The organism is Bradyrhizobium sp. Ken51 (assembly GCF_055807435.1).
Window position 1 is genome coordinate 353,398 of the sequence record NZ_JBVVPB010000002.1, and the last position, 19,595, is coordinate 372,992.

The following is a 19,595-nucleotide window of genomic DNA, read 5'->3' on the forward strand; positions in this document are numbered from 1 at the left end:
TGAAGGTGCCGGCCGCGTGTTCCCGATCGCAGGTTCACCACGGCTGAGATGCGAGCGACAAATATGACGATCCCGTTGCCTGTCTTCCGCCTGTTCCTCGTCCTCGCCGCCCTGCTCCTGGCCGGCACGCCGTTGCGCGCGCAGAACATCGTCGTGATGGTCAACGGCGATCCCATCACCGACTTCGACATCGAGCAGCGCTCCAAACTCGACCAGTTGACGACGCAGAAGACACCGTCCCGTCAGGAGGTCATCAACGAGCTGATCGACGACCGGGTGAAGATGAAGGAAGGCAAGAAATACGGGGTCGACCCCGGCGTCTCCGACATCAACCAGTCCTACGATGGCATGGCGCAGCGCATGCGCATCTCGTCGGACCAGCTCACCAAGACGCTCGAGGTCAAGGGCGTCCGCCCCGAAACCCTGAAGAGCCGCATGAAGGCCGAGATGGTCTGGACCAGCCTGGTGCGCGGCCGCTTCAAGGAGAAGCTGTTGGTCGGCGAGAAGGACGTCGCGCAGGCCGTGCAGGCCCAGACCGGCGACAAGCTGCAGATCGAGGGCACCGAATACAAGATGCAGCCGATCGTGCTGATCGTGCCGCGCGGATCGTCGCAGGCGTTCCTGGAGACGCGGCATAAGGAAGCCGAGCAATATCGCTCGCGAGTCGGAAGCTGCGAAGAAGCCAATTCGTTGTTCCGCTCGACGCCGAACGCCACCATCCGCGATACCGTCACCAAGACCACGGCGGAATTGCCCGAAGCGCTGCGCAAGGTCCTCGACGACACGCCGATCGGCCACCTGACCGCGCCCGAGATGACCAAGGCGGGCATCGAGATGGTGGTGCTGTGTTCGCGCAAGCCGACCATGATCGACACGCCGAAGAAGCGCGAGGTCCGCGAGAAGATGTATCAGGAGAAGTACGAGAAGACCCAGAAGGCCTATCTCGAGGACCTCCGAAAGGCGGCGATGATCGAGTATCGCAACCGCTGATGGCCCAGCAGCCTGCCAAGCCCCTTGCCCTGACTCTGGGAGAGCCTGCCGGCATCGGCCCCGACATTACCATCGCAGCCTGGCTCAAGCGCCGCGAACTGGACCTGCCCGCCTTCTATTTGCTCGGCGACGAGGCGCTGATCGCCCGCCGCGCCAAGGCGCTCGGTGCCGAGATCCGGCTTGCCTCCGTGAACGCGGGCGAGGCCGCGGCCGTCTTCACCGAGGCCCTGCCCGTGGTCGCGACCGGCGAGCCCGCGAGCGCCGAGCCCGGCAAGCCCGACGCATCGAGCGCCCCGGCCGCGCTCGCCTCGATCCGCCAGGCGGTCACGGATGTCCGCGAGGGCCGCGCCGGCGCCGTCGTCACCAATCCGATCGCCAAGAGCGTGCTCTATCGCGCCGGCTTCCGCCATCCCGGCCATACCGAATTCCTCGCCGAGCTCGCCGCGGACGACGGCCGCGCGCCGCAGCCGGTGATGATGCTGTGGTCGCCGCGGCTGGCCGTGGTGCCCGTGACCATCCACGTCTCCTTGCGCGATGCACTGGCCCAGCTCACCAGCGAGCTGATCGTCTCGACCGTGCGCATTGTCGCGAGCGAACTCAAATCGCGCTTCGGCATCGCCAATCCGCGCATCGCGATTTCCGGCCTCAATCCGCACGCGGGCGAGGACGGCTCGCTCGGCCACGAGGAGCAGACCGTGATCGCGCCGGCGATCAAGACGTTGCGCAGCGACGGCATCGAGGCGAAGGGGCCGCTCCCCGCCGACACCATGTTCCACGAAGCCGCGCGCAACAGCTATGACTGCGCCGTCTGCATGTACCACGACCAGGCGCTGATCCCGATCAAGACGGTGGCCTTCGACGACGCGGTCAACGTGACGCTCGGCCTGCCCTTCATCCGCACCTCGCCCGACCACGGCACCGCCTTCGACATCGCCGGCACCGGCAAGGCCAATCCGGCAAGCCTGATCGCCGCGTTGAGGCTTGCGAGCCGGATGGCGGCTGCGAAAACCCGATGAGCGCGATCGACGACCTCCCGCCGCTTCGCGAGGTCATTCGCCAACACGCCTTGTCGGCCCGGAAATCGCTCGGCCAGAACTTCCTCCTCGACCTCAATCTCACCGCGCGCATTGCGCGTGCGGCGGCACCGCTCGAGGACTCCACCATCATCGAGATCGGCCCCGGCCCGGGCGGGCTGACGCGCGCCTTGCTCGCGCTCGGCGCCAGACGCGTCATCGCCATCGAGCATGACGAGCGGGCGATCCCTGCCTTGCAGGATATTTCCGCGCGCTATCCCGGCCGTCTCGAGATCGTGCATGGCGACGCCATGACCTTCGATCCACGCCCGCTGCTATCGGGCGAGAGAGCAAAAATCGTCGCGAACCTGCCCTACAACATCGCGACCCACCTTCTCGTCGGCTGGCTCACCACCGAGCCCTGGCCGCCCTGGTACGACATGATGGTCCTGATGTTCCAGCGCGAGGTCGGCGAACGCATCGTGGCGCGCGAGGGCGAGGAGGCCTTCGGCCGGCTCGGCGTGCTCGCCAACTGGCGCTGCGAGACCAAGATCCTGTTCGACATTGCGCCGTCCGCCTTCGTGCCGCCGCCGAAGGTTACGTCTTCCGTCGTGCGACTGATCCCGCGCGAAAATCCTCTCGCCTGCGAACGCAAGCTGCTCGAACAGGTCGCCGCCGCCGCCTTCGGCCAGCGCCGCAAGATGCTGCGGCAAAGCCTGAAGTCGCTGGGCGCCGATCCCGCGCGGCTCGCCGCAGCTGCCGGCGTCGATGCGACGCGGCGCGCCGAGACCGTTCCGATTTCCGGCTTTGTTGCCATGGCGCGTGAATTGGCCAATATACGCAGCGAAATAGAGAGATAATTTCGGAGGAAGAAATATGGCGTTGATGCGTCGGCAGTCCCTGGTCAAGTTCGATGCGCCGCTGTGCGAGACCATCGTCGACACGCCGAAGCCGCAAGGGCGAGAGGTGCTGGTGCGCATCGAGCGCTGCGGCCTCTGCCACTCCGATCTGCACATCCAGGACGGCTACGCCGATCTCGGCGGCGGTAAGAAGCTCGACACCACGCGCGGCATGACGCTGCCCTTCACGCTCGGCCACGAGATCGCGGGCGTGGTCGATGAAGTCGGTCCCGACGTGTTCGCCGGTCTCGTCGGCAGCAAGAAGGCGGTGTTTCCGTGGATCGGTTGCAGCCAGTGCCGCGACTGCGCCAATGGCGACGAGAACCTCTGCGCCAGGCAGCGCTTTCTCGGCGTCTCCATCGACGGCGGCTTCGCCACCCACGTGCTGGTGCCCGACGCGAAATATCTGCTCGACTACGATCCCCTGCCCGTCAACCAGGCCGCGACGCTGATGTGCTCCGGGGTCACCGCCTATGGCGCGCTCAAGCGCCTGGTCGACCGTCCGCGCCAGCGCAATCTCCTGCTGATCGGCCTCGGCGGCGTCGGCATGATGGGCCTTTCCTTCGCGGCGGCCATGTTCAAGCAACCGATCACGGTCGCCGATCTCAGCGCTGCCGCGCGCGAGACCGCGCTGAAGAACGGCGCGGCGGTGGCCTACGATCCGGCCGAGCCCGACGTGATCAAGCGCATCCTCAAGGAAACCGATGGCGGCTTCGACGAGATCGTCGATTTCGCGGGTAACGAGAAGTCCATGGCCTTCGCGGTCGCCGTCGCCGCGCGCGGCGGCAAGATCGTGGTCTCCGGCCTGATGGGCGGCCAGTTCACGCTGCCGATGGTGCAATGGGTCTACAAGCGCATGACAATCGAGGGCTTCATGGTCGGCACGCTCACCGAGGCTCACGAATTGATGGCGCTCGCCCGCGCCGGCAAGATCAAGCCGACGCCGATGCGCGAGGAGCCGATGGGCGACGTCCAGACATGGATCGACGAGCTTCGCGCCGGCAAGGTCGTCGGCCGCATCGTGCTCAAGAATTAGGATGCGCGAGAAGAACGAGGCGGCGGGGTCGGTATTTCGCCGCCGGCTTCACAATGTCAGCGATTAACTCGATACTGACGCAAGCCGGTGTTCCAAATTGGGGAACCTGCTCTCTGCGGATTATGCTCGTCGCCAGCTCTCTTTTTGGAATCCTGGCAAGACCATGCAGACCATCCGCCGCTTCCTCGCCGACGAGTCCGGCGCCACCGCGATCGAGTACGGCCTGATCGCCGCCGGCATCGCGCTGGCGATCATCGCCGTCGTCAACAACCTCGGCGCGACGCTGAACAAGAAGTTCACCTCGATCAGCAGCTCGCTGAAGTAACGCGGGCACGCGCGCTAATTCACGGCATTCGTCTGTCCCGCGGAACGGCAACGGCCGCCCCGCGTTGGCAGCCATGTCCATTCGCTGCACCGTCGAGAACGCATTCTTCATCGCCTGGAGCTTCCTGGAGCAGAGCGGAGAGCTCGGCTCTCCGGACGAGACGGCGAACGTCCTGCTCGACGCCATTGAGGCCCAGCTCAGGACCGGTGAACGCCGGCAACTGATGCTCGCCAACAGGGCGATCGATGCCTATCGCGCCCACGCGGAAAAAAGCCGGCCCGCGCACGATTGCGAAGCACGCTTCGGGTGACGAACTTCGGGTGATCAATATCCTCGCCGCCCTTGGGCCCGCCGGCCCGGCGGCGTTTGAGGTATAGGCCGGCGGTCCGTCGGGCAGAGCGCACGGGGTGCGGCGCTCCGCGACGAGGACGCTACGCCGATCCGCGCCCTGCTGTGTGCACTCCTGCACAGAGCTCGTGAAGTTGAAGGCCGCTGGGTTCGGCCGCGCCATGTGCCTCGCGTGCCATGCGCCTCGCCAGTAACTTCCGGATTTCCGCAAGCGGGAGGCCACTTTTTCAACGTCTGAAAAACGCCTTGTGTGCACTTTGGAACCGTCGGCTCCGCCACGGAAACGTAGGGTTCTGGCCGGTGCCGATTCCCGGCCAGAGCAAGACATGTGACCGGTCGGCCCCAGAACGATCTTCTCCAGCGGCTCAGCCGCCCGGATTTCGAACTGCTCGCGCCGCACCTACAGCCGGTCGAACTCGAGGCGAGCCACATCCTGTATCACGCCGGCGACGAGGTCGCGGCGGTCCATTTTCCCTGCCGCTCCACGCTCGTGTCGTTCGCCGTGCCGGTCGAGGACGATCGCGAGGTCGAAAGCCTGCTGGTCGGCCGCGAGGGCGCCGTGGGCATTGCCGCCGGCCGCAGCGTCTCGCTGGCCTATTCGCGCATCGTGGTGAAGCTGGGCGGGACCCTGGTGCGGCTGCCGCTGCGCGCGCTCGAGCAGGCCCAGCAGAGGTCGGCCACGCTCCAGCAGGTGCTCTCGCGCTATGGCGACTGCCAGTTCGCGCAGCTGCTCCAGACCGCGGCCTGCAACGCCGCGCATTCGATCGAGCAGCGCGCCGCCAAGTGGATCATCTCCGCACAGGAGCATGTCGGCGGCCCCGAGATCCCCCTCACCCACGAGCAGCTTGCCGGCATGCTCGGCGTGTCCCGCAGCTATGCCAGCCGCGTCATCCAGATGTTCAAGGCGAGGCGGATCCTCGCGACGCGCCGTGGCGCCATCCTGATCCTCGACGCCCCGGCGCTCGAAGCCAGAGCCTGCCGTTGCAACGATTGGGTGAAGAAGCATTTCGAGGAAGTGCTGGGCGCGCGGCATCTGCCAGCGGCTGACGCTTTGCGGCCTCACGCGCGCGGCGGCGACTGACGCTTGAGGTGCAGATAGCTCGGACTGAAGTTTCCGAGCCGCTGCAGATCGCGCCATTTCAGGACGATCAGCTCGCCCTCGCGCATATCCATGGTCCCGCTCCGTCTGAGGTCGGCGAGCGTCCGGTTCACCGTCGCGATCGCCATGCCCAGCGTTTCGCCGAGCTGCGCCAGGCTGATCGGCAGACGGCAGCGATTGCCGCGGACAAGCTGCGCTGCGCGGGCGCGGTAGAACAGCTCGCAGAACAGGTGTGCCATGCGCGCGTGCATCGGCCGGGCGCTGTTGTTGGTGATGGCCTCGCGAAAGATCGCGGCATCGAGCAGCGTCTCGCGCCAGACCGACAGTGCGAAGGCCGGCCGTCGCCGGAAGGCAATAAACAATTCGCGATGCGGGATGAACGCCACGGAAGCGGGCCCGAGCGCGCAGAGGCCATGGTCCATCTGGTCGATGAACAGTCCCTGGGAGTCCGGCAGGTCTCCAGACAGATGGAACGCGAGATATTGCCGCCGGCCGCTGTCGAGCAAATGGTAGCGCGCGACCATGCCGGAGACGACCAGCGCGGAATGCTCAGGTTCGTCGCCCTGACGGATGAAATCCTCGTTCGGCGCGAACTCGCGCTGCACAAAGGTCAGCCCGCGAATTTCAGCGACATCCTCGTGTGCGAGTGCGGTGTGCTCGCCCAGGTTCCGAATCAGCACGTCATGCGCTTTTTCCATGTGACCCGCCAAAAACCCTGCCGGTTCGATCAAATGATACATCTGGCCCGCATCCAGCGGACTAGAACGCTGATCGGAAGCACAGGTTGCTACCGGTCTGCGACATTGCTGGGTCGCGGCCCCCGTCCCTCGATCGCGGACTGCGCCCGCCCTTCGCATGAGCCCTACGACGATCCTGAAACGCATTCGCCACCTGTTCGCATCGGATTCGGGCGAGCACCTGGACAGTATCCGCGCTGCCTTCCTGCATGGCACGTTGAAGGAGCCGGCGCGGCCGATGTCGGACCAGGAGCTTGCGCGCGCCATCCGCGAGTTCCAGGCGGTTCCCGTCTCCGATTGGACCATCGCAAAACTCTCACGACGCCTGCTCGAGCAGGCGATGCCGCGTGACGACTGAAACACCTCTTCCTCTCCATGCCACACCCGAAGTTCATCGCACATCTCCAGGCGATCGAAGGCCTCTCCGAAGACGAACGACGCCAGGTCGCGGGTCTGCCGTCCACGCTGCGCCAGGTTTCGGATGGCGAGATCGTGCTGCGCCAGGGTGAGGATCCCTCCCGATGCGTCTTCGTCGTCAGCGGCTTCCTCTACCAGGCTCGCATCGTCGGCGATCGCAGCCAGATCCTCGCCTTCCACGTTCCCGGGGACATGCCGTGCCTGCACACGCTGCTGGTCTCGCCGATGGATGCGGACCTCGTCGGTCTCGGACCCTCCATCGTCGGCTACGTCGCACACAGCCAACTCAAGCAGCTGCTTGACGGCTCCATTCATCTGACCCGCGCGTTCTGGCGCGAGACGCTGATCGATGCGGCGATCTCACGACAATGGATCGCGCGCCTGGGCGCACAGGCGGCGCTGCCGAAGGTGGCGCATCTGATCTGCGAGCTCGCCGCAAGGCTGGAGGTCGTAGGCCTCGTCAAGAACGGCCGCTTCCAGATGCCGATGACGCAGCGGCATGTTGCCGATGCGTGCGGACTGTCGATTGTCCATGTCAATCGCACCATCCAGGAGCTGAGAGGGCGCCGATTGATTGCCTGGGAGGGAAGCGAGATCGAGCTGCTGCTACCCGACGAGCTTCGCGCGCTCGCGGATTTCACGCCGGATTATCTGACCTGACAAAGACCGGTGAATGTGCCTCGGTCGGGGCGCCGGACGCGCTACCCGCTCCGTCGAATCTCCTCCCGCTGCGTCTCGACCTCTTCGGCGTCCTCGTCATCGACGTTCATCTGATGGGCACGGCCGCTCGCCTTGAGCAGTTCGTCGAGCTTGGCGTGAATCGCCTGAGTATCGCGATGCTCGGCGCGCTGGATCACTAGCGTCATGCCCCATGTCGCCAGCGTGGCGAACGAGTGCCATTCGAGCCCGTTGCCCAACGTGACCCAGGCAACGGCATAGGCCGCGAACACGGCAAACGCGGCGGGCCGCGACGTGGCAACGCCAATCTCGGTGAGCCAGCCTTTTGATTTGGGAAGGGACATGCGCGGCAACTCGCGCCATGGGGCGGCGTTCCAATGGAAGACGCTCGAAACCGGCACAGCGAAAGCGATCCCCCCGCGTCACGATCGCGACGACTTTATCCGCCATGATTTGAGCAACGGGCCGCCGGCACCCAGCACGGGATCTGTCTTCGGCTTGCGGGCCTTGGCGATGCGTTTGCTGGCGTCAGGACGCTCTCGCGTGTCGGTGCACTCGTCGTACGTCCCCTCCTGCGGATACGCTCCGACGACCAGGAAGTCCCGACTGGACTCGATCAGACGGTGTCCGGTGCCTGCGGGCAGGACCAGAACATCTCCGGCTTTCACGCTCAAGATTCGCCCCTTGATCCCGCCGCACTCGATCCTGGCCGTGCCGCGCGCCACGCCCATCACTTCGTGGATCTGCGAATGATAGTGGACAAAGTCATAGACCGTATCGCGCCAAGAGCGGCCCCAACCATGACTATCGAACAGCGTGTCGACGATGACCTCCGGAGCAAAACGCCGGGTCTTCAGGTTCACCGCGCCGCGATAGAGCAACACGGGAAAATGCGGGTTATTCGGCACGATGCCGTCGTCCCGGAAACGGATGGCTGTCGGCTTCCGAGCCCGCACAAGCGCCCGCAGTGTTGCCGCGTCGGGGTGCTCCTCAACGAGCTTCTTGGCGAGATTTTTGATCTGGTCCTTGATCGGCATGGCGTCTCCTCAGCCGCAATGAAACGTCTGGCGCCTGAGGAAGTTTCCGGACGCGGTATCTGGCCGGCGATGAACCGCGGAGATGTCGGCCAGCCCACAAGGCGTCGGGCAAAACACCTCGTCAAGCCCTCCTCACACAAGCATTTCGCTTTTCCGAATTTCGGATTTGTGGCATACAACGCGCATCCTGGCCCTGCGAGGGGCGTTCGCGACCGTCACGACATGCGGGCCGGGTGGCGGTGGACGCGGCAGCGACGGCGCGGGCGGCGTGATGACAGGGCGGGAAACGGTGAGTCCTCACGCGACGCGTACGACACGGCGCTGGAGAGCGGGTTCGTCGGTCATCGGGGGTGAGCACACGCAAGCCCTCGACGCTTTGGGCGGGACCGTCCGCGGACGGAGAAGTCGTGTGGTGCTGACGCCCGGGGTCTGTGCGTCAAGCCTCGCGGTGATGTAGCGGCCCAACCGGGCGCGGGCATCTGGTCTCCTCAGGCAAGGTGATAGGCCAAGGCGTCACGGGTACCGTCAGCGCGAGCGGCGCGGTCAGCACGTTCGGTCAAGGCGACGGCGTGACCTTCACCGGCTCCGGCCGCCTCGGTGGACGCAGCGGCTCCGGATCCTTCCGCCGCTCGGACGGCTGCGGCGGAACCTGGACTTCGACCAAGCATAGCAGCGAAAAAGTCTGATTCCGCGGCGGAACGAACGCCGCGCAGGCCCGATTCAGGCCACATCCTCTCCGGATTTGCGGCTCATTGCCACCTAAGTCTTTGACGAGAAAGGGAAGGTAACGAGTTGCGTCGCGCGTAATCGGGAGACCAGGATGGGCAACCGCACCGCAAAGTTCTTATCCGCCCTTGTGGGCAGCATCATTGCCGGCGCGCCACTTGCCGCCGTGTCGCAGAATGCACCGACGGCACCGAGCAAGGCAAATGCCGCGAGCGACTGCCTTGCCTCGCCAAAGGGCGCCGCGCCGCAGGGCCAGCATTGGCATTATCGTCTCGAGCGCGCGACCAAGCGACAGTGCTGGTATCTGCGCGCCGAAGGCGGCAAGGCCACTCAAACCGCACAGGCTGCGCCCGACACGCCTGCAGCGGATTCAGCCGTGCCGCAGCAGCACTCGGTCCAGGACGCGCGCGCCGAATATCTGACGCCGCAGAGCATCGCCACGGTGAAGACGCCTGCACAGGCGGGACCGGCGCCGACGCAACAAGCTGCGAGCCCCGCCGCCGACGCCAACGCGCAGCAGCCCGCCGTCGCCGGGCGCTGGCCCGACGCCTCCACGGCGTCCGCCGCGCCCACGGAGCAGCCGTCGCCTGCACCTGTCGCGGCCGCCGCGCAGCCGACCGCGAAACCGGCGAAGTCCCCTGCTCCGTTAGCTCTGGCTTCGGCGGACAGCACCGCCGACAAGCAGACCGGCTCGCTCCAGATGCTGCTGCTCGTGATTGGCGGCGCGCTGGCGCTTGCCGGCATCCTCGCCAGCGTCGTCTACCGCTTCGCCGGTGGACGCGCCCGCGTCCAGGGTGCCGACCAGCGCCGCGTCAACTGGGACAGTTTTGAGCCGCACGATCACGACGAGGGCCGTGCGCCCTGGCTCAACGCAGCGCCGGCCGGCGCGCCGCACGCTCAGCAGCCGCGCCCGGTGGATTTCGATGCCGTGCGTCCGCAGACAGCCAAGACCGCGCAGCTCGCCGCGATCGATCGCGAGATTGATGTGATCGACGAGCGCACCCCGCAAGCGCACCAAGATGCCGCAAAGCTCGACGATGCCGATATCTTCAACGGAGAATTCCAGATCGAGGCCGCGCCGCGGCTCGCGACCGAGGACGTCAATGACGAAGAGGCGGCCGATCGAGATAAAGATGCGGGACCCGAGGACGTTATCGACATCGACGTGATCACGACGATGCTGGAACGGCTGGCCAAGGACGGGCCGCGGCTGACGCAGCCTAACCTTGAAGCTGACCTTGCAGACCTCGCACGAAGCCCACGAGGCCGGTCTGCCGCTCGCGCTTGAGGCGTTCGGCCTTCAGGATCGACTGCACCTCGGCGAAGGCCTCGTCAACGTCGTGGTTGATGACGATGTAGTCGTACTCGGCCCAGTGGCTCATCTCGTGGCTGGCGCGGCTCATGCGCTTGCGGATCACCTCGTCGGAATCCTGCGCGCGCGAATGCAGCCGCTTCTCGAGATCGGCAGCCGAGGGCGGCAGGATGAACACGCTGACGACGTCGGCGCGTGCTTTCTCTCGAAGCTGCTGCGTGCCCTGCCAGTCGATGTCGAACAGCACGTCCTGCCCAGCTGACAGCGCCGCCTCAACCGGCGCACGCGGCGTGCCGTAGCTGTTGTCGAACACGGTCGCCCATTCCAGCAGCTGGTCGGCCTTCACCATCGCGTCGAAGGTAGCCTTGTCGACGAACGAATAATCCCTGCCGTCGACCTCGCCCGGCCGCATCGCCCGCGTGGTCGCCGACACCGACATTCGGAGGCCGGGCATACGGTCGATCAACATGCGCGACAGCGTCGTCTTGCCCGCGCCCGACGGCGAGGACAGCACGAACATCAATCCGCGCCGCTCGACACCGTCAGTTCCGTGACCGCCAATCGTCATCGATCACTCCAGATTCTGGACCTGCTCGCGGAACTGCTCGACCACGTTCTTCATGGCGAGCCCCGTATTGGTCAGCTCGATGTCGTTCGACTTCGAGCAACAGGTATTGACCTCGCGGTGAAACTCCTGCGCCAGGAAGTCGAGCTTGCGCCCGACCGGGCCGCCCTTGCCGATCAGCTCGCGCGCCTGCGCGATGTGCGAGGCGATGCGGTCGAGCTCCTCGCGGATGTCGGCCCTGGTCGCAATCAGGATCGCTTCCTGCATCAGGCGGTCGGAATCGAAACGGTCGGAGGTGTCGAGCAGGCTCGCGATCTGCTCGGCGAGTCTCGCCTTGATCGCCTCGGGCTTGCGGCCGGGCGCGGCCTCGGCCTTCTTCGCCAGCTGCTCGACCTCGTCGACGCGCTGGATCAGGATCTGCCCGAGCGAGGTCCCCTCACGCTTGCGCATCTCGACGAGTTCGGCGAGCGCCTTGTCGAAGGCGTCCGCGGCGGCGGCGCGCACGGACTTGTCCTCCTCCTCGTCGCCCTCGGGCTCGGCGACCTCGATGACACCCTTGATGGCCAGAAGCCCGTCGACGCTCGGCGCGACCGCATCGACCTTGCCGGCGATCACGGCGGCGGCCTTGAGGACGGCGTTGAGCACGTCCTCGTTGACGCGGACGCTGGTGGCGGCATTGGCGCGCTTGACGGTCAGATTGGCGTAGACAGTGCCCCGCGAGAGCAGCTCGGCGGCGCGCTTCTTGGCATGAGCCTCGAGCTCGTCGAACCCCTGCGGCAGCCGCACCCTGAGATCAAAGCCCTTGGCGTTGACCGACTTCAATTCCCATTCGAACGTATACGGCCCGCTCGCGCCGTGGCTTCGGGCAAAGCCCGTCATGGACGACAACGCCATCAGGTCAATTTCTCCAGAAGCACGGGATTCGCGCGGCCATCAAGCCACGCGAATCTTAAGACTATTTTGCAGGAAAATGTAATCCGCAAAGTCCCGCGGGGCAGGTCTGCGCGCAGGCCTAGCGCTGCACCACCGGGGGCGAGGCCTGCACGGCACCTTGCCGGGCCGGCGGCGGACCCGCGGGGCGAGCCGCCGGCGGCTTTTTCTGCTGGTTGGGCCGCGCCGGCGTGGTCGCCGTCGGCGTATCGGCGGCACCCGGCGCGGCGGCGGCCGGTGGCTGCGCGTCCTCGGCCGGCTCGACCGTGTCGTTCTGGATCTGCTTTTCCATCGCGCGCAGCTTGGCGACGTTCTTCTGGTGCGCGTCGTAGGTCTCGGTGAAGGAATGCCCGCCGGTACCATCCGCGACGAAATAGAGGTCACGGGTGCGGGCCGGGTTGGCGGCAGCCTCGAGCGAGGCACGGCCGGGGTTGGAGATCGGGCCCGGCGGCAGGCCCTCGATGACATAGGTGTTGTAGGGCGAGGGCTGCGTGATCTCGCTGCGCTTGATCGGACGGCCGAGCGTGCCCTTGCCGCCGACGAGGCCATAGATGATCGTGGGATCGGACTGCAGCTTGATCCTCTGCTTCAGGCGATTGACGAACACCGCGGCGACGCGGCTGCGCTCGTCCGGCTTGCCGGTCTCCTTCTCCACGATCGAGGCCAGCGTCACCAGTTGCTCCGGACTCTTGACCGGAATGTCCTGACTGCGGCGCTCCCAGATCTCGGTCAGCACGCGCTTGTGCGCCTGCTGCATGCGCTGGATCACCTGATCGCGCGGGGTGCCGCGCGGGAACTTGTAGGTCTCGGGCAGCAAGGTGCCTTCGCGCGGCAGCTCACGTACGCTGCCGGTGAAGATGTCGTTGTCGGACAGGCGCGCCACGATCTGCTCGGAGGTGAGGCCCTCCGGGATCGTCACGGCATGCTGCACCACCTTGCCCTCGACGATGGTGGCAATGACGTCGCGCAAGGACGCGTTCTTCTGGAACGAGTATTCACCGGGCTTGAGGTCCGAGCTCGCCTTCAACGCAGCGACGCTGGCAATGAACGCCCACGGATTGACGTCGGTCACGCCTTCCCGGTTCAGCGTCTCGGAGATATCGCGCTTGCCGGCGCGCTGCGGGATGTTGACGATCTTGTCTTCCTTCAGCGGTCCCGGCGCCTCGAGCACCTGTCGGCCGTAATAGTACACGCCGCCCGCACCGATCATCGCAATCAGCAGCAGGGTGATGATGGCGTTGCCGACGATCACGAAGGGATTGCGCGCGCGGTCCGATCGCTTCGGCGGCGGCGGGACCTGCTCGGGCTCGAGCGCTGCCCGCGGGCTCCGGGGCGAAATGGGCGGCCTTTCACTCATCGAAGCAACCTGAATCCTGCCGGTTCAATCGCGACCTGACAATCGCTTGCCGAGCCAAATGCACGCGCCCGCTTCCATGACTATCGCCGAATACGGCAAAACGGTGGATTCGTCGCAACAACAAACTAATGGACCAGACGCCGGAAGATGACCGACGCGTTGGTACCGCCAAAACCAAAAGAATTCGACAACGCGACGTTGACCTCGCGCTTCTTCGCCTGATGCGGCACGAGATCGATCGCAGTCTCGACTGACGGATTGTCCAGGTTGATGGTCGGCGGCACGACATTATCGCGAATCGCGAGAATGGCGAAGATCGCCTCGATCGCGCCGGCCGCACCCAGGAGATGACCGGTCGACGACTTGGTCGAGGACATCGCGACCTTGGAAGCGGCATTGCCGAGCAGGCGTTCGACCGCACCGAGCTCGATCTCGTCACCGAGCGGCGTCGAGGTGCCGTGCGCGTTGATGTAGTCGAGATCGGACGCGGTGAGGCCGGCGCGCTTGAGCGCCGCCGCCATGCTGCGGAAGCCGCCGTCGCCGTCGGGTGACGGCGAGGTGATGTGATAGGCATCGCCCGAGAGACCGTAGCCGATCACCTCGGCATAGATCTTCGCGCCGCGGCGCTTGGCGTGTTCGAGCTCTTCCAGGACCAGAACGCCGGCGCCCTCGCCCATCACGAAGCCGTCGCGGTCCTTATCGTAGGGGCGCGAGGCCTTCTCGGGCGTTTCGTTGAAGGCTGTCGAGAGCGCACGCGCGGCGTTGAAGCCAGCAATGCCGATGCGGCCGATCGGCGATTCCGCGCCGCCGGCAACCATGACGTCGGCGTCGCCGAGCGCGATCAGGCGGGCGGCATCGCCGACCGCGTGAGCACCGGTCGAGCAGGCCGTGACCACCGAGTGGTTCGGCCCCTTCAGCCCATGCTTGATCGAGACATAGCCGGAGGCGAGATTGATCAGGCGGCCTGGAATGAAGAACGGCGAGACCCGGCGCGGCCCGCGTTCCTTCAGCAGGACCGCGGTTTCGGCGATGCCGTTGAGCCCGCCGATGCCGGACCCAATCATGGTGCCGGTCGCGCATTTGTCCTCTTCGGTCTCGGGGTGCCAGTTGGCATCGTCGAGCGCCTGGCCGGCTGCGGCCATGCCGAAGATGATGAAGTCGTCGACCTTGCGCTGGTCCTTCGGCTCCATCCAGATGTCGGGATTGAAAGTGTCGTTGGTGCCGTCGCCGCGCACGACCGTGCAGCCGATCTTGGTCTGAAGATCGGAGACATCGAAGCTCTCGATCTTGCGTGCGCCGCTTTCGCCGTCGAGGATGCGCTTCCAGGTCGGCTCGACACCGCAGCCGAGTGGCGAAACCATGCCAAGACCCGTGACGACAACCCGTCTCATATCCGAAAACTCCGCATCGAAAGATTCACGGCCAATAACAAGAAACCGGCTGACCGCTGTTGAGCGGTCCGTCCGGTTTCAATGTTGTCCCCGCGAAAATGAAGAGCCTTAGCTCTTCGCGTTCTTCTCGAGAAACTTCGTGGCGTCGCCGACGGTGAGAATCGTCTCCGCGGCGTCGTCCGGAATCTCGCAACCGAATTCCTCTTCGAACGCCATCACCAGCTCGACGGTGTCCAGACTGTCGGCGCCGAGGTCGTCGATGAAGCTCGCAGCGTCGACAACCTTCTCGGGTTCAACACCAAGGTGTTCGACCACGATCTTCTTAACCCGCTCGCCAATCTCACTCATTGCATAACCTCGTGTTGTTCCCTGTAGACCCGACCCCCCGGGACGATACGAGCCGTCGTGGTCGTTGACTGCCTTCGCTTACGAACTTTGATCTGGCCCCATCCTAACCGATGCAGGCCCGGCGAATGACGGCCAAGGCTCCGCATCGCCAATATACAGGGTTTCAAAAACCTGCAATGGCGTTCTTTGCCCATCCGTTGAAGGTCCGGTTATCATACTTCAATTGCGTTGACTACAAGCCTCATTTCGCTCCGAAAACGGCCGTTTGCCGCATTCCGCGCCGCCAAGGGGGCAGTGCGGCATGAAGCGTCAGATCATGGCCATGCCGCCGTTGACGTGGATGGTCTGGCCGGTGACATAGGCCGCTTCGTTCGAACTCAGGTAGACGGCGGCCGCCGCGATGTCCTCTGGCGTCCCCAGGCGATTGGCCGGAACCTTGGTCAGAATCGTTTCGCGCTGCTTGTCGTTGAGCGCGTCGGTCATCGGCGTCTTGATGAAGCCTGGAGCGATGCAATTCGCAGTGACGCCGCGCTTGGCGTATTCGGCGCCCAACGTCTTGATCATGCCGATCAGGCCCGCCTTCGACGCGGTATAATTGCCCTGCCCCGGATTGCCGGTGACGCCGACCACCGAGGTGATGGCGATGATGCGGCCGAAGCGCTTGCGCATCATCAATTTGGTGGCGGCGCGGGCGAGCCGGAAGGTCGAGGTCAGATTGATGTTGATGACCTCCTCCCAGTCCTCGTCACGGAGCTGCACGAAGAGATTGTCGCGGGTGATGCCGGCATTGGCGACGAGGATGTCGACCTGTCCCATCGCCGCTTCCGCAGCGGGCACCAGCGCCTCGACCTCGTCGGCCTTGGAGAGATTGCAGGGCAGCACATGGGTACGCTCGCCGAGCTTGCCGGCAAGCTCATCCAGCACTTCCTTGCGCGTCCCTGATATCGCAACGGTGGCGCCCTGCGCGTGCAGCGCCTGCGCGATGGCACCGCCGATGCCGCCGGTAGCACCAGTGACGAGCGCCTTTTTGCCAGTCAGATCGAACATCGATAACTCCTCCAAGGCACGATCCGGAAAAGTGCGCAGCTGTTTTCCGAAAGCATCGTGCGTCAACTAAAGAACCCGCGCGCGACGACGAATCATCGCGCCTCAGGCCTGCTTCGCAGCGGCCAATGCATCTTTGGCGGCAGCAATGTCGTTGGGGCCACCGACCGCAACGCCGACGGCGCCGTCCGCAATACGCTTGACGAGGCCGGTCAGCACCTTGCCGGCACCGATCTCGAAGAAACGGGTGACGCCCTGTTCCGCCATATAGGCAACCGACTCGCGCCAGCGCACGGTGCCGGTGACCTGTTCGACTAGGCGGCGGCGGATCTCGTCGGGATCGGTGATCGCGCTCGCCAGCACGTTCGACACCAGCGGGGCCGCCGGCGCCTTGATCGTGACCTTGGCCAGCGCCTCTGCCATCGCGTCCGCAGCCGGCTGCATCAGCTTGCAATGGAACGGTGCGGACACCGGCAGCAACATTGCGCGCTTGGCTCCCCTGGTTTTGGCGATCTCGAGGGCGCGATCGACCGCGGCCTTGTCGCCGGAGACGACCACTTGCCCGCCGCCATTGTCGTTGGCGGCCTGGCAGACCCGCCCCTGAGCGGCCTCGTCCGCCACCGCCACGGCGGCCTCGTAGTCGAGGCCGAGCAGAGCGGCCATCGCACCGACGCCGACCGGCACGGCTTTTTGCATTGCGAGACCGCGGATGCGAAGCAGCCGTGCGGTATCGGAAATCGTCAGGCTGCCGGCCGCAGCCAGTGCCGAATATTCACCGAGCGAGTGGCCGGCGACGAAGGCCGCATCCCGCCCCACGGAAAACCCGGCTTCGGCCTCCAGCACGCGCAGGGTGGCGACGGACACCGCCATCAGGGCCGGCTGGGCGTTCTGGGTAAGCTGGAGGGTTTCGGCCGGACCATCCCAGATGGTCACCGTCAGCTTCTCCCCCAGCGCGGCATCGACCTCGTCGAACACGGCGCGCGCCACTGGAAAGGCATCGGCCAGGGCCTTGCCCATGCCGACCGCCTGGGAACCCTGCCCCGGAAATGTGAATGCTGCCGTCATCGGCGCTCCCTGCTTGTCGGGCGTGATCCCTGCGAGAACCGGCAGCCGTTTACGCTCGGCCTCAGGACATGGTTCCGGATCATACTCCAAAGGGCGCCGTAGACACTGTCCGGGGCCGGAATGTCAAGCCAAGTTAGGAACTTCGATCGGCCTTCAAGTGGCAGCCTTCAATTGGCAGCCTTCACTCTGTAGAGACGGGTCGCTAGAATCCGCCGGCCGTCTGATTGGCGTCGACCTCGGACCCCGCCTGCGCACGGCGCGCGCTGTTGACCAATTGCCCCGGCCGGTCATCGCGGTTCGGCTTCGCGGTCGCAAGCCGCAGCACGGCTGCGTAACTCGGTTGCACCTCCATACGGCCCGCATGCCGGCTCTCGCTCAGCAGGCGATGCACCTTCGGCAGATTGTAGCAGGGCACGTAGAACAAGAGATGATGTTCAAGGTGGTAGTTTACGTAATACGGCGCGATGAACAGACGTTCGAGGAAATTGGCGTAGGTGGTGCGTGTATTGCGCAAGGGATCGCTGCTGTCAGGCACAACCGCGTGCTCGGCGATGTTGCGGATGCGGGTGATGACCATCATCCAGGTCAGCAGCGGCACCAGCCATAGCAGCGGATAGGCCCACCATACGCCGGCCGCCGCGAGCGCGGCGAGCATCGCGCCATTGACCAGACATTGCGGGCCAAGCTTCTCCCAAAAATGCGCCGCGCGCTGCCGCAACGGCCAGTCCTTCGGCCCCAGCGCATTGAGCAACTGCGCCTTGCGCTGCTGGTAGCCCGTCTGCCCGGTGAGGTCGCGAATGAACTTGCGGCGATAGCTCAGCTTCGTGATCGGGAACGGCGCCGACAGCACGAGGTCAGGATCATCCTCCTGCTGCGTGCGCGCATGGTGCTGAAGGTGATAGCGCCGATAGCTACGCGTCTCCGCAAACAGAGGATAGGCGCAGAACCACTGGCTCAGGGTCAGATTGGTTTTCTCGTCGGCGGAGAGGCAGCCATGCGCGCCGTCATGCATGAGGATCGCGAGCCCGAGCTGGCGCGAGCCGATGATGGCGACCGCGAAGATAAAGGTGATCGGATTGGGCCACCACGCGACCAGGGCGATTGCGGCGATGATGAGCGCCCAGGCGTGCGCGATCAGCGCGACGCCTTTCCAGGTCACGCGCCGGCGCACGTCGGCAAGTTGATCGTCGGTCAGGAAATCGCGGGCACGCATGCGAAGCGCAGTCATGGCCTAACTCTCCTCATTTCGAATCGCTCGATGCGTCGCGCGCGTCGACGAGGCGCAGCCGCGCGGTGTCATTGTTGGATTTCGCCTGTTCGCCCAGCACGCGCAGCATCTCGGCGCACAGCGCCTCGGGCGAACGGCCCATGGCGTAGCCCTCGAGTATGACGCCGATCGCGACGGCCCAGAACCGCCGCGAACTCTCATCGGGCGCGCGCAGGGACCGCCAGCCGTGTCGTGCGACCTGGCTCGCATAGGCCCGCGCACCTTCGCTGTGCAGGCGCTCGATCGTGCGCTCGACCAGCGGCGCGAGATCCTGGCGCCGCCGCGTCAGCGTCAGCGCCTCGGCGAAGAAGGTCACCGAATCGCTCGCCGTCACGGTCTCGGCCAGCGCGTGGGTATAATCCTGAGGCGTGCGCGCCTTCAGCGCCGCCTGCTCGGTCGCCCGCGCCAGGTACAGCAGCTCGCGGCAGGCGCACTCGACGAACAGCGCCTCCTTGGTGCGGAAGTAATAGGTGATCTGGCTCGGGAACGCGTTCGCAGCGGCTGCGATGTCGGTGATCGCCGTACCCGACAGCCCCCGCTCTCGAAACAGCGGGCTCGCGGCATCCAGGAGCAGCGAGCGCATTTTGCGGCCGGCCGACCGCGTGGCGCGGACGGCGTGCTTGGGGTCGCCTGCCGCCCCGAGCGGCTCATGGGCCGGCTTTTCTGCCATTGGGGTTCGCTCCCGTTAGACTTGTTTGTATGATATACAAACAAACAAATCAAGCCGGTGGTGGTAGCCGGCGGCGGAGTCCGCCGCCCGCATCGAAACCCTCCGCGCTGAAGACGCCCCTGCAACCTTGCCAAAAACCTTGCCAAGTCAGCCGAAATCCGTATAACGCGCCCATCCGCAGACCCCGGCCGGGAGCTGAACGGACGGTCTCAGCAAATCATTCGTGATTTTGGTGTGGCAGGGCCAGTCGGCCCGTCGTCCCGTGTTTCCGCCTTCTGAGCTTAATCCCAGAGTCCTTTCCGAAGGCCTCTTAAGGGCTTGACGCCGGGCGATGCGCCAAC

The 19,595-nt window shown here is 65.4% G+C and carries 22 protein-coding genes; 10 read left to right on the top strand and 12 right to left on the bottom strand.

What is annotated here, in order from left to right; all coding sequences use genetic code 11:
- Window positions 1–63: 63 nt before the first annotated feature.
- The 7 genes from AC0L27_RS05260 to AC0L27_RS05290 all read left to right on the top strand — a co-directional run bounded on the left by AC0L27_RS05260 (window position 64) and on the right by AC0L27_RS05290 (window position 5,692).
- A complete protein-coding gene (locus AC0L27_RS05260; protein ID WP_354203941.1) occupies window positions 64–990 on the top strand; it encodes a peptidylprolyl isomerase family protein in 927 nt (308 codons plus the stop codon).
- On the top strand, window positions 990–2,006 hold the full coding sequence (gene pdxA, locus AC0L27_RS05265) for a 4-hydroxythreonine-4-phosphate dehydrogenase PdxA (RefSeq protein WP_354203943.1): 1,017 nt from the start codon (window positions 990–992) through the stop codon (window positions 2,004–2,006). Before AC0L27_RS05260 ends, pdxA begins: the two co-directional genes overlap by 1 nt.
- Window positions 2,003–2,863 carry a 16S rRNA (adenine(1518)-N(6)/adenine(1519)-N(6))-dimethyltransferase RsmA gene (gene rsmA / locus AC0L27_RS05270; protein ID WP_354203945.1) on the top strand — a complete coding sequence of 287 codons (861 nt, stop codon included), beginning with the start codon at window positions 2,003–2,005 and terminating at the stop codon, window positions 2,861–2,863. Before pdxA ends, rsmA begins: the two co-directional genes overlap by 4 nt.
- 16 nt (window positions 2,864–2,879) lie before the next feature.
- Complete coding sequence (locus tag AC0L27_RS05275) at window positions 2,880–3,938, top strand: alcohol dehydrogenase (RefSeq protein ID WP_354254935.1); 1,059 nt, start codon at window positions 2,880–2,882, stop codon at window positions 3,936–3,938.
- A 163-nt stretch (window positions 3,939–4,101) separates the two neighbouring features.
- The gene (locus tag AC0L27_RS05280; RefSeq protein ID WP_007609340.1) at window positions 4,102–4,263 is read left to right on the top strand and encodes a Flp family type IVb pilin; all 162 of its coding nucleotides are present in this window, start codon (window positions 4,102–4,104) and stop codon (window positions 4,261–4,263) included.
- 73 nt (window positions 4,264–4,336) lie between these two features.
- Entirely contained in the window at window positions 4,337–4,573 is a 237-nt protein-coding gene (locus AC0L27_RS05285) for a hypothetical protein (RefSeq protein ID WP_007609339.1), read from the top strand.
- 366 nt (window positions 4,574–4,939) lie between these two features.
- On the top strand, window positions 4,940–5,692 hold the full coding sequence (locus AC0L27_RS05290) for a Crp/Fnr family transcriptional regulator (RefSeq protein WP_473303431.1): 753 nt from the start codon (window positions 4,940–4,942) through the stop codon (window positions 5,690–5,692).
- Here the strand turns inward: AC0L27_RS05290 and AC0L27_RS05295 are convergent.
- The gene (locus AC0L27_RS05295) at window positions 5,671–6,408 is read right to left on the bottom strand and encodes a Crp/Fnr family transcriptional regulator (RefSeq protein WP_275167203.1); all 738 of its coding nucleotides are present in this window, start codon (window positions 6,406–6,408) and stop codon (window positions 5,671–5,673) included. The genes AC0L27_RS05290 and AC0L27_RS05295 overlap by 22 nt on opposite strands.
- A gap of 157 nt (window positions 6,409–6,565) precedes the next feature.
- On the opposite strand from AC0L27_RS05295, the gene AC0L27_RS05300 reads away from it, so the two are divergent.
- Window positions 6,566–6,805, top strand: a complete 240-nt coding sequence (locus AC0L27_RS05300; RefSeq protein ID WP_275167204.1) for a hypothetical protein — start codon at window positions 6,566–6,568, stop codon at window positions 6,803–6,805.
- 17 nt (window positions 6,806–6,822) lie between these two features.
- Window positions 6,823–7,524, top strand: coding sequence for a Crp/Fnr family transcriptional regulator (locus tag AC0L27_RS05305; protein WP_354203952.1), 702 nt, complete (start codon window positions 6,823–6,825; stop codon window positions 7,522–7,524).
- Window positions 7,525–7,565: 41 nt separating this feature from the next.
- On the opposite strand, the gene AC0L27_RS05310 is transcribed toward AC0L27_RS05305, so the two are convergent.
- Both AC0L27_RS05310 and AC0L27_RS05315 read right to left on the bottom strand, forming a co-directional pair.
- The gene (locus tag AC0L27_RS05310) at window positions 7,566–7,886 is read right to left on the bottom strand and encodes a low affinity iron permease family protein (RefSeq protein WP_275167206.1); all 321 of its coding nucleotides are present in this window, start codon (window positions 7,884–7,886) and stop codon (window positions 7,566–7,568) included.
- 78 nt (window positions 7,887–7,964) lie between these two features.
- Complete coding sequence (locus tag AC0L27_RS05315) at window positions 7,965–8,579, bottom strand: cupin (RefSeq protein WP_354203954.1); 615 nt, start codon at window positions 8,577–8,579, stop codon at window positions 7,965–7,967.
- Between the two features lie 820 nt (window positions 8,580–9,399).
- Here AC0L27_RS05315 and AC0L27_RS05320 point away from each other — a divergent pair.
- On the top strand, window positions 9,400–10,593 hold the full coding sequence (locus AC0L27_RS05320) for a hypothetical protein (RefSeq protein ID WP_354203956.1): 1,194 nt from the start codon (window positions 9,400–9,402) through the stop codon (window positions 10,591–10,593).
- On the opposite strand, the gene gmk is transcribed toward AC0L27_RS05320, so the two are convergent.
- The 9 genes from gmk to AC0L27_RS05365 all read right to left on the bottom strand — a co-directional run bounded on the left by gmk (window position 10,526) and on the right by AC0L27_RS05365 (window position 19,254).
- Window positions 10,526–11,185 carry a guanylate kinase gene (gene gmk, locus AC0L27_RS05325; protein ID WP_354055135.1) on the bottom strand — a complete coding sequence of 220 codons (660 nt, stop codon included), beginning with the start codon at window positions 11,183–11,185 and terminating at the stop codon, window positions 10,526–10,528. The genes AC0L27_RS05320 and gmk overlap by 68 nt on opposite strands.
- A gap of 3 nt (window positions 11,186–11,188) precedes the next feature.
- Window positions 11,189–12,076 carry a YicC/YloC family endoribonuclease gene (locus AC0L27_RS05330; RefSeq protein WP_473318043.1) on the bottom strand — a complete coding sequence of 296 codons (888 nt, stop codon included), beginning with the start codon at window positions 12,074–12,076 and terminating at the stop codon, window positions 11,189–11,191.
- A 118-nt stretch (window positions 12,077–12,194) separates the two neighbouring features.
- Window positions 12,195–13,469 (bottom strand): endolytic transglycosylase MltG, encoded by a 1,275-nt coding sequence (mltG, locus tag AC0L27_RS05335; protein ID WP_275167211.1) that lies wholly within the window; start codon window positions 13,467–13,469, stop codon window positions 12,195–12,197.
- Window positions 13,470–13,594: 125 nt separating this feature from the next.
- Window positions 13,595–14,860 (bottom strand): beta-ketoacyl-ACP synthase II, encoded by a 1,266-nt coding sequence (fabF, locus tag AC0L27_RS05340; RefSeq protein ID WP_275167212.1) that lies wholly within the window; start codon window positions 14,858–14,860, stop codon window positions 13,595–13,597.
- Between the two features lie 108 nt (window positions 14,861–14,968).
- A complete protein-coding gene (locus AC0L27_RS05345; RefSeq protein ID WP_006020277.1) occupies window positions 14,969–15,208 on the bottom strand; it encodes an acyl carrier protein in 240 nt (79 codons plus the stop codon).
- Between the two features lie 309 nt (window positions 15,209–15,517).
- The gene (fabG, locus tag AC0L27_RS05350) at window positions 15,518–16,255 is read right to left on the bottom strand and encodes a 3-oxoacyl-[acyl-carrier-protein] reductase (protein ID WP_007592006.1); all 738 of its coding nucleotides are present in this window, start codon (window positions 16,253–16,255) and stop codon (window positions 15,518–15,520) included.
- Window positions 16,256–16,357: 102 nt separating this feature from the next.
- Window positions 16,358–17,317, bottom strand: a complete 960-nt coding sequence (gene fabD / locus AC0L27_RS05355; protein ID WP_354203960.1) for an ACP S-malonyltransferase — start codon at window positions 17,315–17,317, stop codon at window positions 16,358–16,360.
- A gap of 202 nt (window positions 17,318–17,519) precedes the next feature.
- Window positions 17,520–18,545: a fatty acid desaturase family protein gene (locus AC0L27_RS05360; RefSeq protein WP_354203962.1), complete on the bottom strand. Its 1,026-nt coding sequence runs from the start codon at window positions 18,543–18,545 to the stop codon at window positions 17,520–17,522.
- 13 nt (window positions 18,546–18,558) lie between these two features.
- A complete protein-coding gene (locus AC0L27_RS05365; protein WP_354203964.1) occupies window positions 18,559–19,254 on the bottom strand; it encodes a TetR/AcrR family transcriptional regulator C-terminal domain-containing protein in 696 nt (231 codons plus the stop codon).
- Window positions 19,255–19,595: the final 341 nt, after the last annotated feature.

Excerpts from the sequence above, each read along its gene's own strand:
- AC0L27_RS05365 (WP_354203964.1), bottom strand. The coding sequence starts at position 19,254 with ATGGCAGAAAAGCCGGCCCATGAGCCGCTCGGGGCGGCAGGCGACCCC.
- gmk (WP_354055135.1), bottom strand. The coding sequence starts at position 11,185 with ATGACGATTGGCGGTCACGGAACTGACGGTGTCGAGCGGCGCGGATTG.
- fabF (WP_275167212.1), bottom strand. The coding sequence starts at position 14,860 with ATGAGACGGGTTGTCGTCACGGGTCTTGGCATGGTTTCGCCACTCGGC.
- AC0L27_RS05295 (WP_275167203.1), bottom strand. The coding sequence starts at position 6,408 with ATGGAAAAAGCGCATGACGTGCTGATTCGGAACCTGGGCGAGCACACC.
- rsmA (WP_354203945.1), top strand. The coding sequence starts at position 2,003 with ATGAGCGCGATCGACGACCTCCCGCCGCTTCGCGAGGTCATTCGCCAA.
- mltG (WP_275167211.1), bottom strand. The coding sequence starts at position 13,469 with ATGAGTGAAAGGCCGCCCATTTCGCCCCGGAGCCCGCGGGCAGCGCTC.
- pdxA (WP_354203943.1), top strand. The coding sequence starts at position 990 with ATGGCCCAGCAGCCTGCCAAGCCCCTTGCCCTGACTCTGGGAGAGCCT.
- AC0L27_RS05310 (WP_275167206.1), bottom strand. The coding sequence starts at position 7,886 with ATGTCCCTTCCCAAATCAAAAGGCTGGCTCACCGAGATTGGCGTTGCC.
- AC0L27_RS05345 (WP_006020277.1), bottom strand. The coding sequence starts at position 15,208 with ATGAGTGAGATTGGCGAGCGGGTTAAGAAGATCGTGGTCGAACACCTT.
- AC0L27_RS05315 (WP_354203954.1), bottom strand. The coding sequence starts at position 8,579 with ATGCCGATCAAGGACCAGATCAAAAATCTCGCCAAGAAGCTCGTTGAG.
- AC0L27_RS05260 (WP_354203941.1), top strand. The coding sequence starts at position 64 with ATGACGATCCCGTTGCCTGTCTTCCGCCTGTTCCTCGTCCTCGCCGCC.
- AC0L27_RS05320 (WP_354203956.1), top strand. The coding sequence starts at position 9,400 with ATGGGCAACCGCACCGCAAAGTTCTTATCCGCCCTTGTGGGCAGCATC.
- AC0L27_RS05330 (WP_473318043.1), bottom strand. The coding sequence starts at position 12,076 with ATGGCGTTGTCGTCCATGACGGGCTTTGCCCGAAGCCACGGCGCGAGC.
- AC0L27_RS05280 (WP_007609340.1), top strand. The coding sequence starts at position 4,102 with ATGCAGACCATCCGCCGCTTCCTCGCCGACGAGTCCGGCGCCACCGCG.
- fabD (WP_354203960.1), bottom strand. The coding sequence starts at position 17,317 with ATGACGGCAGCATTCACATTTCCGGGGCAGGGTTCCCAGGCGGTCGGC.
- fabG (WP_007592006.1), bottom strand. The coding sequence starts at position 16,255 with ATGTTCGATCTGACTGGCAAAAAGGCGCTCGTCACTGGTGCTACCGGC.
- AC0L27_RS05305 (WP_354203952.1), top strand. The coding sequence starts at position 6,823 with ATGCCACACCCGAAGTTCATCGCACATCTCCAGGCGATCGAAGGCCTC.
- AC0L27_RS05360 (WP_354203962.1), bottom strand. The coding sequence starts at position 18,545 with ATGACTGCGCTTCGCATGCGTGCCCGCGATTTCCTGACCGACGATCAA.
- AC0L27_RS05285 (WP_007609339.1), top strand. The coding sequence starts at position 4,337 with ATGTCCATTCGCTGCACCGTCGAGAACGCATTCTTCATCGCCTGGAGC.
- AC0L27_RS05275 (WP_354254935.1), top strand. The coding sequence starts at position 2,880 with ATGGCGTTGATGCGTCGGCAGTCCCTGGTCAAGTTCGATGCGCCGCTG.
- AC0L27_RS05300 (WP_275167204.1), top strand. The coding sequence starts at position 6,566 with ATGAGCCCTACGACGATCCTGAAACGCATTCGCCACCTGTTCGCATCG.